General features: G+C 63.0%; 17 protein-coding genes. 10 read left to right on the forward strand and 7 right to left on the reverse strand.

What is annotated here, in order from left to right; all coding sequences use genetic code 11:
• Window positions 1-129: 129 nt before the first annotated feature.
• The 6 genes from ACV229_RS36475 to ACV229_RS36500 all read left to right on the forward strand — a co-directional run bounded on the left by ACV229_RS36475 (window position 130) and on the right by ACV229_RS36500 (window position 4095).
• Window positions 130-468, forward strand: a complete 339-nt coding sequence (locus ACV229_RS36475; RefSeq protein ID WP_448087907.1) for a hypothetical protein — start codon at window positions 130-132, stop codon at window positions 466-468.
• A gap of 121 nt (window positions 469-589) precedes the next feature.
• Complete coding sequence (locus ACV229_RS36480) at window positions 590-1018, forward strand: hypothetical protein (RefSeq protein ID WP_448087908.1); 429 nt, start codon at window positions 590-592, stop codon at window positions 1016-1018.
• An 8-nt stretch (window positions 1019-1026) separates the two neighbouring features.
• Window positions 1027-1824 (forward strand): hypothetical protein, encoded by a 798-nt coding sequence (locus tag ACV229_RS36485; RefSeq protein ID WP_448087909.1) that lies wholly within the window; start codon window positions 1027-1029, stop codon window positions 1822-1824.
• 11 nt (window positions 1825-1835) lie between these two features.
• Complete coding sequence (locus ACV229_RS36490) at window positions 1836-2396, forward strand: single-stranded DNA-binding protein (RefSeq protein ID WP_448087910.1); 561 nt, start codon at window positions 1836-1838, stop codon at window positions 2394-2396.
• A gap of 222 nt (window positions 2397-2618) precedes the next feature.
• Window positions 2619-3770 carry a primase-helicase zinc-binding domain-containing protein gene (locus ACV229_RS36495; protein ID WP_448087911.1) on the forward strand — a complete coding sequence of 384 codons (1152 nt, stop codon included), beginning with the start codon at window positions 2619-2621 and terminating at the stop codon, window positions 3768-3770.
• A gap of 88 nt (window positions 3771-3858) precedes the next feature.
• Window positions 3859-4095, forward strand: coding sequence for a hypothetical protein (locus tag ACV229_RS36500; protein ID WP_448087912.1), 237 nt, complete (start codon window positions 3859-3861; stop codon window positions 4093-4095).
• A gap of 54 nt (window positions 4096-4149) precedes the next feature.
• On the opposite strand, the gene ACV229_RS36505 is transcribed toward ACV229_RS36500, so the two are convergent.
• The 4 genes from ACV229_RS36505 to ACV229_RS36520 all read right to left on the reverse strand — a co-directional run bounded on the left by ACV229_RS36505 (window position 4150) and on the right by ACV229_RS36520 (window position 6028).
• Entirely contained in the window at window positions 4150-4410 is a 261-nt protein-coding gene (locus ACV229_RS36505; protein WP_448087913.1) for a hypothetical protein, read from the reverse strand.
• Entirely contained in the window at window positions 4407-4559 is a 153-nt protein-coding gene (locus ACV229_RS36510) for a hypothetical protein (RefSeq protein WP_448087914.1), read from the reverse strand. Before ACV229_RS36510 ends, ACV229_RS36505 begins: the two co-directional genes overlap by 4 nt.
• A gap of 96 nt (window positions 4560-4655) precedes the next feature.
• Window positions 4656-5009: a hypothetical protein gene (locus tag ACV229_RS36515; RefSeq protein ID WP_448087915.1), complete on the reverse strand. Its 354-nt coding sequence runs from the start codon at window positions 5007-5009 to the stop codon at window positions 4656-4658.
• A complete protein-coding gene (locus ACV229_RS36520; RefSeq protein ID WP_448087916.1) occupies window positions 5006-6028 on the reverse strand; it encodes a PRTRC system protein D in 1023 nt (340 codons plus the stop codon). The genes ACV229_RS36515 and ACV229_RS36520 overlap by 4 nt, the downstream gene beginning before the upstream one ends.
• Window positions 6029-7133: 1105 nt before the next feature.
• Between ACV229_RS36520 and ACV229_RS36525 the strand changes: the two genes are divergently transcribed.
• Window positions 7134-8276, forward strand: coding sequence for an integrase domain-containing protein (locus ACV229_RS36525; protein WP_448087917.1), 1143 nt, complete (start codon window positions 7134-7136; stop codon window positions 8274-8276).
• 175 nt (window positions 8277-8451) lie between these two features.
• Here ACV229_RS36525 and ACV229_RS36530 read toward each other — a convergent pair whose 3' ends face one another.
• Both ACV229_RS36530 and ACV229_RS36535 read right to left on the reverse strand, forming a co-directional pair.
• Entirely contained in the window at window positions 8452-9153 is a 702-nt protein-coding gene (locus tag ACV229_RS36530) for a Lar family restriction alleviation protein (protein ID WP_448087918.1), read from the reverse strand.
• 149 nt (window positions 9154-9302) lie between these two features.
• Entirely contained in the window at window positions 9303-9683 is a 381-nt protein-coding gene (locus ACV229_RS36535) for a hypothetical protein (RefSeq protein ID WP_448087919.1), read from the reverse strand.
• Between the two features lie 144 nt (window positions 9684-9827).
• On the opposite strand from ACV229_RS36535, the gene ACV229_RS36540 reads away from it, so the two are divergent.
• Window positions 9828-10280 carry a hypothetical protein gene (locus ACV229_RS36540; protein ID WP_448087920.1) on the forward strand — a complete coding sequence of 151 codons (453 nt, stop codon included), beginning with the start codon at window positions 9828-9830 and terminating at the stop codon, window positions 10278-10280.
• A 238-nt stretch (window positions 10281-10518) separates the two neighbouring features.
• Here ACV229_RS36540 and ACV229_RS36545 read toward each other — a convergent pair whose 3' ends face one another.
• Complete coding sequence (locus ACV229_RS36545) at window positions 10519-10734, reverse strand: hypothetical protein (RefSeq protein ID WP_448087921.1); 216 nt, start codon at window positions 10732-10734, stop codon at window positions 10519-10521.
• Window positions 10735-11389: 655 nt separating this feature from the next.
• Here ACV229_RS36545 and ACV229_RS36550 point away from each other — a divergent pair.
• A complete protein-coding gene (locus ACV229_RS36550; RefSeq protein ID WP_448087922.1) occupies window positions 11390-12430 on the forward strand; it encodes an N-6 DNA methylase in 1041 nt (346 codons plus the stop codon).
• Between the two features lie 227 nt (window positions 12431-12657).
• Complete coding sequence (locus ACV229_RS36555) at window positions 12658-14331, forward strand: PRTRC system ParB family protein (RefSeq protein ID WP_448087923.1); 1674 nt, start codon at window positions 12658-12660, stop codon at window positions 14329-14331.
• Window positions 14332-14367: the final 36 nt, after the last annotated feature.

A 14367-nucleotide genomic window follows, 5' to 3' on the forward strand; every position in this document is an offset into this window, starting at 1 on the left:
CCTTGTGGGGGGGGGCCCGCGGGGCCCCCCACGAAAGCGCTTGGCGCCGATTTCCTTGCTCCACCGAGCATCGAAACCGCGGACGACTGTCCGGACATTCCCTTGTGCGTCATTTTTTCGGAGAGAGAAATGCTGAAGCGCCTGTTCAAGAACGCGATCAAGTCGCCGTTCAAGCTGTTTGCCCTCTGCATGGTCGTGTATCTGGCCACGATGTCGATGTTCGTCGCCGGCTTCATCGTGCTGCTGGCGGGCAGCTGGCTCCGCACGGAAATCGCCAAGCAACGCAAGGCGATGGAGGAGGCGGACGCTGCTGAACGTGCTGAAGCGGCGGAAGCTGCCAAGCTCGCGAAGCAACGGGTCGCTCAAGCGACCGCTGCTGCTGCGAACGACGACGTCGCTCACCCGACACCGCCGAATCAACGCTACGCCAAGTCGGCGGTCGTCCTCCCTCTCAAGACAGGCTCCTGATAGGCGCCGCCTCACCCGCCAGCCGAACGGATCACACCGTTCGGCTGGCGGCCTCTACCCCTGCCGGGACCCCGTTCCCGATTGCCGGAGATGAGGTTGCCCGGCTGCACCGGAGCCTCTGATGGAAACTCGTGTGGCTGCCTGGCAGCTCGATATCTTCGGCGGGGAATCCCCCGTCGTCATCCCGCCACCCAAACCCGATCCCCTTCCCGACCCGCAGTTCTGGAGCGCCAGCGTGCGCGAACAGATGGTCGACGCATTGATCTCGCTGGGCTGCGATAGCCGTCGAGGCGATCGTATGCCTGAGTCGCTGATGGACTGCGCCGATCTGCTCTCCGAGCGGCTTCGGAACCGCAAGATCGACCCCGAGGACTACTACGCGACCCTCGGCTGGATCATGGGGTACTGGCACGGCGCGTTACCGTACGAGTACGTCTGCCGGGTCAACGGCGTCGATCCGGAAACGATGCAGGACGTCATCATGAACACGCCGCTGCTCGCCCGCGACCTTGGCGAGCTGAAGCGGATCTGCTTCGGTTCGTTGCTGTAGGAGGGCGCATGGCACACCCAGCAGGCTTATTCGCCCGCGTGATGGCGGACCTCTTTCCCGGCAAGCCCCGGACTCAGCGGGCCGAGCCGCCCGCACATCGGGCGCGCGCTAACGCCCCGAGCGGGCCGCGGATCATCGGACAGGGCGCTTCGAACGAAACGCACGTCACGATCGACGGGATTCCGCACCTGTTCGTCGACGAGGGTGACTGCGTTGTCGAATTCGCCCCGGCGTTTGACGAACACACGGGCGAGACGATGTTCGGCGTCAAGATCCTTCCCGAATTGACGCCGCACTGGTCATGGTGCGCGGAGCACCGCTGCACGCTGAAAGACGCGATCGCGGCTGCGATCCGTCGCGTCGGCCAACCGGCACCGCCTACCGTCCATCACGGCAGGCCGTCTGCCGTCGAGGATGCACCGCGGGTGGATACACCTCGTGGCGACGGCGCAGCGGAACCGCGGCGCGGTCCGCGCGCGGAACGCGCCGACTCGCAGCGGTTCACGCCCGTCGTCGGCCGCGTTACATGGTGGGGCGAGGATCAATTCCCCGACCGCCACTCGAATGGCGCGCGCTTCTACACCTCCTTTGCATTGCGCCTCGACACCGCACATGGCGAACGCACGTTGCAGGGCGAGGGGCTGAAGGAAGCGATCGCCGAGTGCGGTTGTCAGGTGGGCGAGCGAGTCACGGTACGGCGCCTACGCAAGGTCAAGGTCCCGGCATTCCGCGATGACGGCTCGCCGAAGATGGTGAATGGCCAGCAAGTCATGTGGGACAAGTGGCTCTGGTCGATTTCTAAATAGTGGAGCAATGGATGGCCTCAGTGAACAAAGTGATTCTCATCGGCAACCTCGGGGCCGATCCCGAAGTGCGGTATCTGCCGAGTGGTGACGCGGTCGCGAACGTTCGTCTCGCGACGACCGATCGCTACAAGGACAAGGCGTCGGGCGAGTTCAAGGAAGCGACCGAGTGGCATCGGGTGTCTTTCTTCGGCCGTCTGGCGGAGATCGTCAGCGAGCACCTGAAGAAAGGTTCGTCGATCTATGTCGAAGGCCGAATCCGTACTCGCAAATGGCAAGGCCAGGACGGGCAGGATCGCTATTCGACCGAGATCGTCGCCGACCAGATGCAGATGCTCGGCGGCCGCGGCGGAAACGCGCAACGTGATGGCGACGACGGCGCGTTCGAGCAGGGTGAACGCCGCTCGGCGTCGCCGAATGCGGCGCGCGCGCCGGCTCGCTCGAACGGCTCGGGCCAACGGCCGCCGGCGCCGGATCAGACGCGGTCGTACGGCGGTGGCGGTGGCTTCGACGAGATGGATGACGATATGCCGTATGAGTCGTGGTACCCGCGCAAGGCATGGGCCGCGATCTGATCCCGGAAACGCTCACCCTCCTGTCGTCGCCTCCCGTTTTTTCTCACCTTTAGCGTGTGACGTGCCTTCGGGCACGTCACACGCCGTTCCTTCTTCCCACCCGCATTCCCCTGACGTCCTGACGTTGCTGAACCAAGCCCACGCGATCGCGCGGCTTCGTTGAGCAAGCGTTTCCCCGCCTGTCTCAGGCACCGACCTAACCACTTCTATCAGGAGAGTGTCATGACGATGCAGAAAGGCTTCCTGTCGCCTGAAAAACTCAGGTGGCTCGAGGACCGACTCAAGGCGTTCCGCCGCTCTCCGGAGCAGTGGGTCGACCTGTTGATGCGTTACGGCGTGCCCGCGGCCTGCCTCACCGGCAAGGCCGCTGCATGCCCGATTTGCGGCGGACACGACCGCTTCACCTATGACAACAAGCGTGAGCGTGGCGACTGGGTCTGTCGCCAGTGCGCCAATGGCAAGCCGATGGCGGGCGACGGATTGCAGCTGATCACGCGTCTCACTCGTATCGGACTGTATCGCCTGATGAAGGAAATAGACGGTGAGCGGGTCGGTGGTGCAAGCATCCGTGCGTTGCCTGCCGGCGTTCAAGCCCCGTCCGGAAAAAGGCAGGCTGATCCAGCCTATATAGAACGACGCCTCGGCTCGATGTGGGGGAGGGCGAGCCCACTCGTCGCCGGTGGTCTAGGCATGCGGTATTTGCAGGCCCGGGTGCCGGGCCTCGATGTGCCGCCGTCAAAGGCGCTGCGTCTCGGTTCGCTGGAGTGTTGGCACGAGAGGCAGTTGCTTGGTGTCTGGCCCGGCATCCTGGCTCGGTTCGAGTTGCCCGATGGGCGACTAGGCACACTGCATCGCACGTTTCTGGATCGGGAGCGCCCCGCGAAAGCGACGCTCGTGTCGCCGGACGGGGAGATCCTCGACAGCAAGCGCAACGACCTGACGCTCAACCCGCTCGCGGGTGGCGCAGTGCGATTGATGGAGCCGGTTAATGGCGAAATCGGCGTGGCCGAAGGACTCGAGACCGCGTATGCCGCGTACATGCTGTTCGGTGTGCCGGTCTGGGAATGTCTGAATCGAATCCACCTGAGCCAGTTCGTTGTGCCCGAGGGGCTGGGCATCCGCGTGGTGCACATCTTCATGGACTTCGACGACGTGGACCCGAAGAGCCGCCAGTCACCTGGCGTCGCGGCCGGCGTGGCGCTGGCGAAGCGGCTGCGGGCTGATGGCTATCAGGCGATTCTGCATCGTCCGAAGAAGCGCGGTACGGACTTCGCGGACGAGTGGATGGAGCGATATGCCAACCGGATTGCTGCGTCGCTGCCGCGTCCGGCTGTGTTGACCACGCAGTCGGCAGGCTGCGAGCTGGTGGTGTAGTTCGTCTTGATCGTCGGCTTCGGCCGACCCTTTTCTTTACTGCCCGGTGGGGATACGTCCCCGCCCGGGCCGTATTGTGCCGGGCGTCATGTGGAGCATGATGATGGCCTTTCGTGTGTTGCTGGGAGAGTTCGAGATCGTCGCGACCACGGGCGCGGCGAATGGAAGACAGCCGACCGGGTTGTCGAAGGCGGAATCCTTCGACGTCATCGATCGGCACTGCAAGGGCGAGGACCGCTACGTGTTGCGGGACGAACCTTTCGAACCCGCCGTGGACTTTTGCATGGCGTGGCTTGAGCAGAAGGCAAAGAGCCGAAAGCACTGATCGAGCAAGCGTCACCCTTCGGGGTGACGCTTTTTTTTGTCCAAAACGTCCGAGTCACCGGATGAATCTCAGGTAGAACACCAGTACCTTTAGGAGCGGCCGCCACAGCTTGTACAGGCCGCTCGCCCAGAAAAAGCCGCCGATGCCGCCGAACAGGAACGGGCCGGCGAGCAAGTAGATGTGCCGGCTTGCACAAAAGCCGCCAAGCAGCCAGATGCCGCTCGACACAATCGCAAGGAATGCGCGTCGCAGCGCGAAGGCCAGCACATCGGACGGCGCGCGGCCGTTCAGCGCACGGTCAATCGGCGAGGTCACTCTTCCTCCCCGGCTTCCTTGGGATCGAACAGCGCGCGGCCGACGTAGTAGCCGGCGGCGCAGAAGGCGCCGAACGTGAGCCAGAAAATGGGCGACGTGACTTTGTCCATGATCGAGCCGTCGCGAATCCAACCGATGAGTTCCAGCATGTTTTTCTCCTTGTTGCACCGGTGCAAAGCGCGGCGCGCCTTGAACACCGGTGTCGTGATTCCATCATCGCAGGGTGATGGCAAAGTCAAGTTGGCTTAAAAGAAGGCCGCGAACCCGTCCGCGACCCTGCTTGCCAAGTCGCTGTCAGCCGGCGGCATATCGGCAGTCGGCAGGTGGAAGGTTGGCGCGAGCGGCGCATCGGATTGCCGTTGCCGGGCCGTCGACGTCATCTCCTGCGAGTCCAGTTCCTCCAAGCTCGGCGGTTCGAGCGCCGGCACGCTTCGCGACTGCAGGGCAGCGCCAACCGTGTCGCCTCGGCATGCCGCTTCCGCGAGCGACCGAAGCAGCGCAGCCCGATCGCGCGGCGAGCTGATCGCTGAAAGCCGCGCGAAGAGCAGCGGGCTGGTCACGTCGTCGATGACCAGCTTCATCGCGAACTTCTCGCTCATACGGTCGCGGTAGCGCGGGTACGCTCGCGTGCCAGGCCGGCTTCGCCCACAATCAGAAAGCCCTTCGCGTTCGCCAGGCAGGGGTTTTCGATGACTTCGATTCGAACGCGCGGAAACGCCTTGCGGATCGCAGTCGCGTACAGCGCGGCGCCACCGCCGGAAAGGATGATCGAGCGCACGTCCGTCAGCTGGCCGACGTTGTTCTGCATCTCCTTGACGACGCCGGTGACGATTGCTTGCGATCGCTCGAGGTAGGACGCGAGATCGATGTCGTTGCCGTAGAAGAAGAATGGCGTGCGCTCCCGCAGCGCCTTGTCGATTCGCTCGAGATCGTCGACTTGCTCGTCCTGGTCGCGCGAGATGAGCGCGGCGATACGCTGATAGATCTGGGAGGCTCCGCCCGGGATGCCGCCGCTGCGCTTGTCGTCCATCGTGAAGCCGTTCGCGTATACCCAATCGGTCGTGAAGTAGCCGACATCGACCACGAGGTGTGCATTGTTTCGGCCGAAGTCGGCCTGTTGATTGCTGGCGGCCGAGACGAGCGAGCCGAGTGGCTGTGGGATGACGATGACCTTTTCGACCGTCACGCGTGTGACGCCGAGATCCAGCGTGCCAGCAAATCGCCCCTTCAGCTCGGCGGAGTATTTCTGCATGTTGTGAACCGGCAGGCCAAGCACCAGCCGTTCGATGTGCGTGACGCCGGCGAAGTGCATCGCGCCACCCAGCAGCGCGGCATAGTTGCTCGACAGGACATAGTCGTTGGACAGCGCGCGGCCGGTATTGCCGTAGGCGGCCGTCAGCGCGACATCGGGGCCGACCTCGTACTCGACCTCGTCGATCACGATCGTGGCGACCTTGCGGGAGGCAAGCACGCCCTCGCCGAAGTTGGACAGCGAGCGGCTGGCCGCAAGCGGCGCGAGCGATGGAAACATGCCGGTGGCGATGGAGCCGCTCGATGCGCGGTGAGCGTACTTGGTGTTGCCATAGCCGACGTCGACAGCAAAGACGGAAGTTTTCACAAGGACTCCATATGGGTAAGGGAAAGATGGAAAAGCGGGAAGTGACACTTATCTATCAGTTAAGTGTCACTTCGCCCTCGACGATCCCCGCCGACCGGCCAAAGTGACACTTATCTAACACTCAACTGTCAGATCTCACGGGTTCAGTCTATCGAGCGGTGTGCGAAGTCAAGTCGCGGAAAGCTGCGCGGTTCCGGCTAGCTTTTGACGTGCGATGCACGGTGTTTTTGCCTATCCTTCTAGTCACCTACCGCGTCATTGACGCATCGAAGCCGAGCGCCAGGCGCTCGCTCGTCCCTATCGGCCCGCTACGGGCCCATCAAGCAGTCAAGTGTCCAGGCCGCAAACTGAAGCGGCCTATTTCTGAAGTAGATCAAGTGCACAGTGGTCCACCATGAGGACCGCTGGACAGTGCGATATCCATACGATTGCCGGCGGTTTGCCGGGATGTGACGCGATGAGGACATGTGGACGGCCGGACACCGGACAGTTCACGAGATCCTCAACGACGTCTGAACGCGCTCCTACAGCAACGATGCTGGGTGCACTCACGAAGCCCGATACACCGCGGCGGAGATGAGTGTGCTTGGGGGCGGGGGAAATCATGCGACCGGCGAAGGTCCGGCATCGCGATTCCCTGAACGGAAGAGAGAACGGTCTGAGCCGCCGTGCCCAAGGAAGCTCAACAGGAATTGCCCGGCATTTAGCCCGGCGTCCGCAACCGTGAACGCGGCGGGCGTCGAGACGCGAACGCGTCAGGCTGGCAGGGTAGCCACGAAGCTGTACCGCGCGGGGAATTATCCGCGTAGCGCGACCGGAGACGGGACGCGACTGGCCGGCGGTGTCTTGCGCGAAGCGCGGGATGCGTCGGTCGAGCAGCAGGTTGGACAGTCGGAGAGCATGTTCTTCCCATGCACCGGGCTGATCGGATGGAATCGCTAAAGGACAGGAAGCAGCAGGACCGTGCCGACGGAAATCGGCAGTGCCGCAACGGGCGGCACGCATTGCGCCGCGGCGCGCACGGCAACGGCATCAGGTAGGGGTGTCGGGTGTGCGCCGCCGGCAGTGAACAACGAGTGGGCGGCATTGGCCGCATGGAGAAAATATGGCTGCGATCCTGAATGTGCGGGCCGTCGTGAACCGATATCCGCTATCGCCGGAGTTCCGCGACGCGCTCCTGGCGCTGTTCGATGCGCACGTCGCGGAGATCCACAGCACGACACGGATAAGTAATCGGGCGCTGTCGATCAAGACGCAGGAAAACCGCGCAACGGCGATCTGCAAGGCATTCGTCGAACTGAGGCAGGGCGGCTTCGCGCTGCAAACGCCGTGGTCGCTGAAGGCCAAGCACCTGCAGTACCTCGTCAAGCGGTGGGTGACGAACGATCAGTCTGGCGGCACGATCGAGAACAAGCTGACGTACCTGCGTGCGCTCGCGCAATGGATGGGCAAGACCAATCTGGTCGGGACGCTCGGCAACTATGTTGACCGGCGTGCGGCCGGATTGGTGCGCAGCTATGTCGCGACGGAGGACAGGTCGTGGGCGGCGCACGGCGTGGACGCGGCCGCGAAGATCGACGAAATCGCGCGCACGTGCCCGTACACGGCGGTCCAGTTGAAGCTGCAGGCGGCATTTGGCCTGCGCGTCGAGGAGAGCTTCATGTTGCGACCGATCGAAGCCGTTCGGAACCCGCAGACGCTGGCGGTGACGCGCGGCACGAAGGGCGGTCGGCCGCGCGAAGTGCCGATCGAACGGAAGATCGCGATCCTCGAGGAGGCCGCTCGGTTGAGCAATGGCGTGACGGGGTCGACGGTTCCGGCGGGGCGGTCGCTGAAGCAGTGGCGTGACTGTTATTACTACGTGCTGGAAAAGCATGGGGTGACGAAGGCGGGTCTCGGCGTCACGAGTCACGGGCTGCGTCACGAATATCTGCAGACCCTCTATGAACAGGTGGCCGAGGTGCCGGCGCCGGTCAAGGGAGCGTCGGCCCGGCCCGATCCGGCCGCGCACGAAGAGGCGAAGCGCCGTGTGGTGGCGGCCGCCGGGCATAGTCGTGAATCGAAGGCGAACGCGTATCTGTCGACCTTCGCGAAGCAAACGGCGCTGCGCAAGTCGCTGCCCACGGTCGAGGCAGTAGAGGCGGCGCTCGCGAAAGCCAGCGGCAACAAGAGCCATGCAGCGGCCGCGCTCGGGATTTCGCGGCAAGCGCTCTACCGATTGCTCGCGTCGACTGACGCGCAGGAATAAGGGCGAGCAGCGTGGATGGGGGCGATGAAGCGGTGAATGGCGGGTGAAATCGCGTGTGTTACGGACGCTGCGGGGGCATGGGACCCGGTAGTATGAAGTCTCTCTCTCAGGCTCTGGTCTTGGCCCTCGGATTCGACCAGAGCAAATTTTGAAGCCGGCTTATGCCGGTTTTTTTTTACCACCGATCGCGGTCGGGCATCGCGTCGACAGCCATGGCAATCCGGTCCTCGAACAGGAAGTCGTCGTGTTCCGGGGGCGACGAGATCTTCGGAAATTGCACGTAATCGTGGCCGTCGATCTTGATCCACTTCGCGAGCTGCACGAGCTTGCGGTAGCGGGCAGCGTCCTCGAGTATCGGCGCGATGGGCCAGGTGTCTATGGTCACGACCGTGGCGTCGACAAGCCGCTGCGCCAGCATCTTGAAAATCGGACCGAGTTCGTTCCAGTCGCCGTCGGCCCGAGAAAAGAGATCGAGGACCATCTGCGTGTCACATGCGCCGAGCTCCCGTTCAACGAGGGCGCGCAGGTCACCCGATTCGACCGGGGGGCGGTTCAGTCGCCCATTCCATACACTCACGCACTGATTCTTCGCACCGAGCTCGTCGTCCGTGGTGACTTCCCACGGCGTCTGCATGCCGCAGCCGGTGCAGTAGATGCAGACGAGCTTCTCGGTCTTGGGTGCTTCAGGCGGGCGCGGCATCACGTCGCCAATTTCCGGTGGGCCGGCATAGCGGCCGAATGCGCTGAAGTCCCAGAGGCGATTCTCGCCGCAATCGATCAGGCGTTGCGAGCGCCCGATCGTCGGTCGTCCGCCGCAGTGGTCACAGGGATAGAGATGCTCCAGCATCTGTAAGGAAAAAGCAAAGTTGGCGAACACGAATTATTGCGCCTTTTCGGGCCCGGATGAAGCGGGAAATACCTTTGCTTTCAGCCATGTCACCTTCTGACCGGAACAGCGCCGTGCCGTCATGCCGGTTCGACTATCCCGATTCGAGCACGGGCGACCGATTCGATGCGTTCAATGAATCACAGAAATGCGTCATCCTGGCGATGGGTTACCGTCGTTGGGACGACGATCCCGTTGCCGCCCGGCATCTCCCTCCCGGCGAAGAGGCGGCGGGCCGAATCGTCGCTGTCGACGATCCAGAAATGCCACGCGCGCACGAAATGCCACCAACCGCGCGCGCGTTCAAGCTCGCCCCACGTACAGGCAAAATCGAACGTCGATCCGAAGTTGGTGAAGAACGCGCAGCGCACGCCGTGTTCGTCGGTGGTTGCGACGACCACCTGGCGGCCGCATGAGATTGAGCCGGGTTCGCGGCAGGCGAGCGACAGCGCGGGGAACCGGGGGCTCCAGTCGCCGGTGCGGGCGATGGCGCGATCGAGAAAGAGGGTTTTGCCTTGCATGTTCGCCTCCGTGGGCATTGAGCATGCGTCCATCTTGCCGTCAGCGAGGCAATGTCAAGGCGCGTGGTTGTCGGTTGGCTAAAGCGTGCGTGTCGCCATGCCGTAATTACTGAGCATCGCAAACGTTTGTGCTCCACCCCCTATATGAAACCACCGCAGACCGCGATTCGATCCAAGTCCGATCTGTTACCCATCCCCGCCGCAGCTCGGGACAGGATCGCACTCGAGTGCTATCTCGCGTTAAGCACCCTCCAGTCCGGACAGGGTGATCCCCATGCGCTGGCCGTGCTGACCCACGCGTTCGTTGCGGTGTATTTCCTGTTGGAGGCGGGGGTAGGTGACGGCTGCGAGAGCAGGGAGGCGTTTGCGGCTGCGCAGGACGCGATCAACAAAATCGACTCAGGCGCGTTGATCGCGGGACGATGTGCGCCGGCAACGGCTGCCTCGGCAGGTGCGATCGGCGCGTTGCTGGCGCTCTACGATCGGCAGCTGAGGCGGGCGCCGCGCGCGACGGTGGCCTCGGTTGTCGCGCAGGTGAATGGGTACTGGCGCAAGTCGTCCGGGGCGCCGAGCGAGCCGGAGCGGCTCGCGGCCTAGGTAGACGAATGACGGGGCGACGCGTGGTCGTTCCGCAGGTTCAAGGTCACGGGAAGCGTGCCGTAAACCCGGGTGGAAGAGGGATTTTTCCTCCTCGTCGTACTCCACCTCACCCCGCACTTGGGATCCAAGGCGGGGTTCTTTTTTTCGTAGGGGCCGTGTTCAGCCGGCAGGGCAGTGTTGCGCCGACACCGGCGAAGCAAACATCGGCCATGCTGTACTCCAGTTCAATCGGTCACTACGTAAGGGGCTTGCCGGGCTCGGACGGGTCGAATTCGCGCCCGGTCGCCTTCTCGGTGAGGAACCATTGGCCGCTCGACAGGCGTTTGACGTGGCAGAACGGGAAGCGCTGTTCCATCAGCATTTTCTCGTTGGCGTCGCGTTGGTCGCGCCAATGTCCAATGTGACGAAGGATTTCCCCGGTCGCCAAACCGCAGGCGAGCAATGCTGCCAATGCGCATCCGCAGATCATCCTGGTGTGGGGGCTGAGCCGAGCGAGGATCATCACAAGGTCAACGATGAGCACGACGATGGGACAACGAATGGAACATGGTTTCTCCTGAGAGCGAAGGGACGCCGGGGAATATGTGCCCAGTTCGATTGTGTCCAGCGTTCGCCACGTCTTAGGTCGGAAAGCCATGCCAATTTGGTGGGCATTCTGGCGTCGGGACGTGGCGTTCCGTGGCAGGCGCTCTAGCCGGGAAAAGCTATACGTTTTTCTGGAGCTTTCTGCCTGAAGGGGCTCATCCGGTTGAGTCGAACGCCGGCTGCTCAATTTTTGAGCAATGGCGTGCGAGGCCCGTGCCGCGGGCCGGAGCCGCAGTTTTCCACAAAGTTGTTCAGCGATTCTGTGGGTATCTGGCGCCGCGCCGCGCGTGGTCGCGCCGATCGAAAGCGGTCATGTTTCGGCAAGCATTGCACGGGATGAGCGCTCGCGGCGCGCGATACGATCACTCCACCTACCGCGTCATCGACGCATCGACCTTTGACCGCCGCTGGCGGTCTTTTTCTTACACCCGGACGGGATCACTCCCGTCCGGGCGTGCTCTCCCGTTGATCTCGGAGAGCAACATGTCCTATTTGTCTACCTGCGCCTGCGAGGTGCTCGCATGAGCCGCAAGAGCGCAGAACGCAAGCACGACCAGACCGCTGACCCGTATCAGCGCGAGTTCGTGCAAATGATCAAGGCCTTTTCGTACGGCCAGCACACGCATACCGTGTTTGCCGACTTCGTGGAACTGGAAGCGCTGTCGATCAGCAACAGCGTCGACCGCACGCAGTTCGAGACTCGCGAGAAGCGCTATCTCGAAATTGTCGGGAAGTACAAGCGTGAAGATGTCGAGCGGTTTCCTCGCATGCTTGGTGCGCTGACGATGTCATTTGAGCACCGAATGGGTGTGTCGGAGAAGGCCGGGCCGGACGCCGTGCCCGTATTCGATGGCATGACCGACGTGCTCGGCGAAACGTACATGATGATGGAACTGGGCAACGCACGTGCCGGGCAGTTCTTTACGCCCTACCACGTGTCGCGCTTGATGGCGATGATGACGATCGGTGACGGCCAGCCGCACATCCAGCAGCACGGATTCATGCGGATGCAGGAGCCGGCGTGCGGCGCCGGTGGCATGGTGATCGCGACCGCGGAATCACTCGCGGCCGCCGGCCACAATTACCAGCAGACGATGCACGCGACCTGCGTTGACATTGACCCCGTCTGCATACACATGGCCTATCTGCAGCTGTCGTTGCTGCATATCCCGGCAATCGTGGTGCACGGAAACACGCTCACCGGCGAAGTGTGGGGCGTCTGGTATACCCCGGCGCACATCATGGGCGGTTGGCGATGGAAACTGCGTCGACGCGAGCGCGAGCTTGCCGAAGCGGCGCTTGCCCTCGAGGCGCCGGAGGCGCACGTTTCGGCGGCAGTTGAGGTGCCCGGGTTCGAACCGGTGGTCGTCGAGGCAGTCGACGCCAACGTGTCGATGCCACTCGTTGTTGAGGACGACGACGATGTCGCCGTTGCCGAGCCGGAAGTGATCGCGGAACGCGCGACCGACCCGACGTCGATCTTCGAGCTGTTCGAGGACGCGGTCGAGCAGACCAGTCCTGCCGCGATCTTCGCGGCGATCGACCAGATGACCTTGTTCTAGCGACCGTATCTTGAAGCCGCCCGATCCTCGTGATCGGGCTTTTTTTTGAAAGCGGGGCTGAAATTCCGTGCTTTCTCATCCTTCGCCCGAATTTCGAGCGGTATCGTTGTCTCATCTACCGCGTCCATGACGCATCGAAACCGCCGGGCAATCCGGCAATCCATCTGTCAAACCCTATCGGGAACCACTCCCGACAGGGGGCAGGTTCCCTCTCCGGAGAACCTGTCATGCAACACGCCAACCTGCAACAACCCACGCTTCCCCTTAGCCTCATCGTCCTGGGTCCGAACCCCCGGAAGTATTTCGATGATGCCGAGATGGAAGAAATGCGGTCCTCGGTCCGCGCGCGCGGTGTCGACACCCCGGTGCTCGTACGTCCGCTCGACGACGGTACGTTTCAGCTGATCGCCGGCGGACGCCGGTACAAGGCTGCGATGGACGTGCATGGCCCGTTGTACGCCATGCCGGTCACGGTCAAGGACGTCGATCCCATCCAGGCCGAGGAAATCGCGCTGGTGGAGAACATCCAGCGCGCCGATATGTCACCCGGCGAGGAAGCGGTTGAAGTTGCCAAGCTGGTCGGCCGTCACAAGGGCGACCGCGAGGAAGCCGCTCGTCGCATCGGCTGGAGTGTTGCGACGCTCAACAGCCGTCTCGCGCTGATGAACTGCAGTCCGAGCGTGCTGGATGCGCTCAACACCCGGCAGATCAACCTCGGTCATGCGGAGCTGCTTGCGGCCCTCTCGAAAGAGAATCAGGACAAGGTGCTGCCTGTCATCATCTGCGAGAAGCGATCGGTCGCCGACGTGAAGAAGCTGGTCGAGTCCGCATCATGTTCGCTGAACGCGGCGATCTTCGACAAGGACTCGTGCACCAGCTGCCCGCACAACTCGTCCACGCAGACTGCGCTGTTCGGCGAGTCCATCGCGGATGGCAACTGCACCAACCGCCTCTGCTACAACGAGAAGACCGAGAAGCAACTCGAAGCGACGGCTGCCGGCCTGCGCGACGAGTTCCCGCTCGTTCGAATCGTGCGCGCGGGCGACAACAACACCCGCGTGCAGATCGCGGTCGAAGGCGCTAACGGCGTCGGGGAGGCGCAGGCGAAAGCCTGTCACGCCTGCCAGAACTACGGCGTTGCCGTGAGCGGTCTGCCCGATTCGCTCGGGAGGGTCTATCGCGGGCAGTGCTTCGACACCGTCTGCCACTTGAAGATGGTCGCCGCGCGGATTAATGCCGAGAAAGCGGCAAGCCAGCCGAAGGCCGCGGATACGAAGGAGACTGCGGCATCCAGCAAGGGTGCGGCGAAACCCTCCGGGAAAGCCGATGCAACGACGCAGGCGACGACCGTCGCGGAGTCCGACAAGGTCAAGCAGTACCGGGTGGCTGTCTGGCGCAAGGCCTTGCGCCGCGATATTGGGGCAAACGGCGTGCTTGCACGTCAGTACCTGATCGCGATCGTGCTGGCCGGATACGCCCGCCAGATCAAGGACGATGCCTTCCGGACGGTCTTCGAAAAGATGACCGACGAAAAGGTGCCGTCTGGCGAGCTGTCGAAAGCAGTCGATCTGGTTCAAGCGTCGACTGAGCAGCAACAGGTCGATCTCGTGACCGGCATGCTGTTCGCCGCGATCGAAGGGCTCGATGTCACGTACCTGACGCAACTCTGCAAGCGCCACAAGCTGGATCTCGGCAAGCACTGGAAGCTCGACAAGGGGTTCCTGGAGCTGATCACGAAATCCGAAATGATGGTCGTGGCCGACGAACTGGGCCTGCGCGCGGCGATGGGTGACGACTTCAAGAAGGTGTTCGCGAAGTCGAAGTCGGAGGTGATCGAGGCGCTGCTCACTGTCAGCGGTTTCGACTACGCCGGCAAGATCCCGAAGGTTCTTAAGTTCTGACATGCGGGGCGGCCGCTGGCCGTTCCCGTCCTTCAT

The organism is Burkholderia sp. MR1-5-21 (assembly GCF_053427715.1).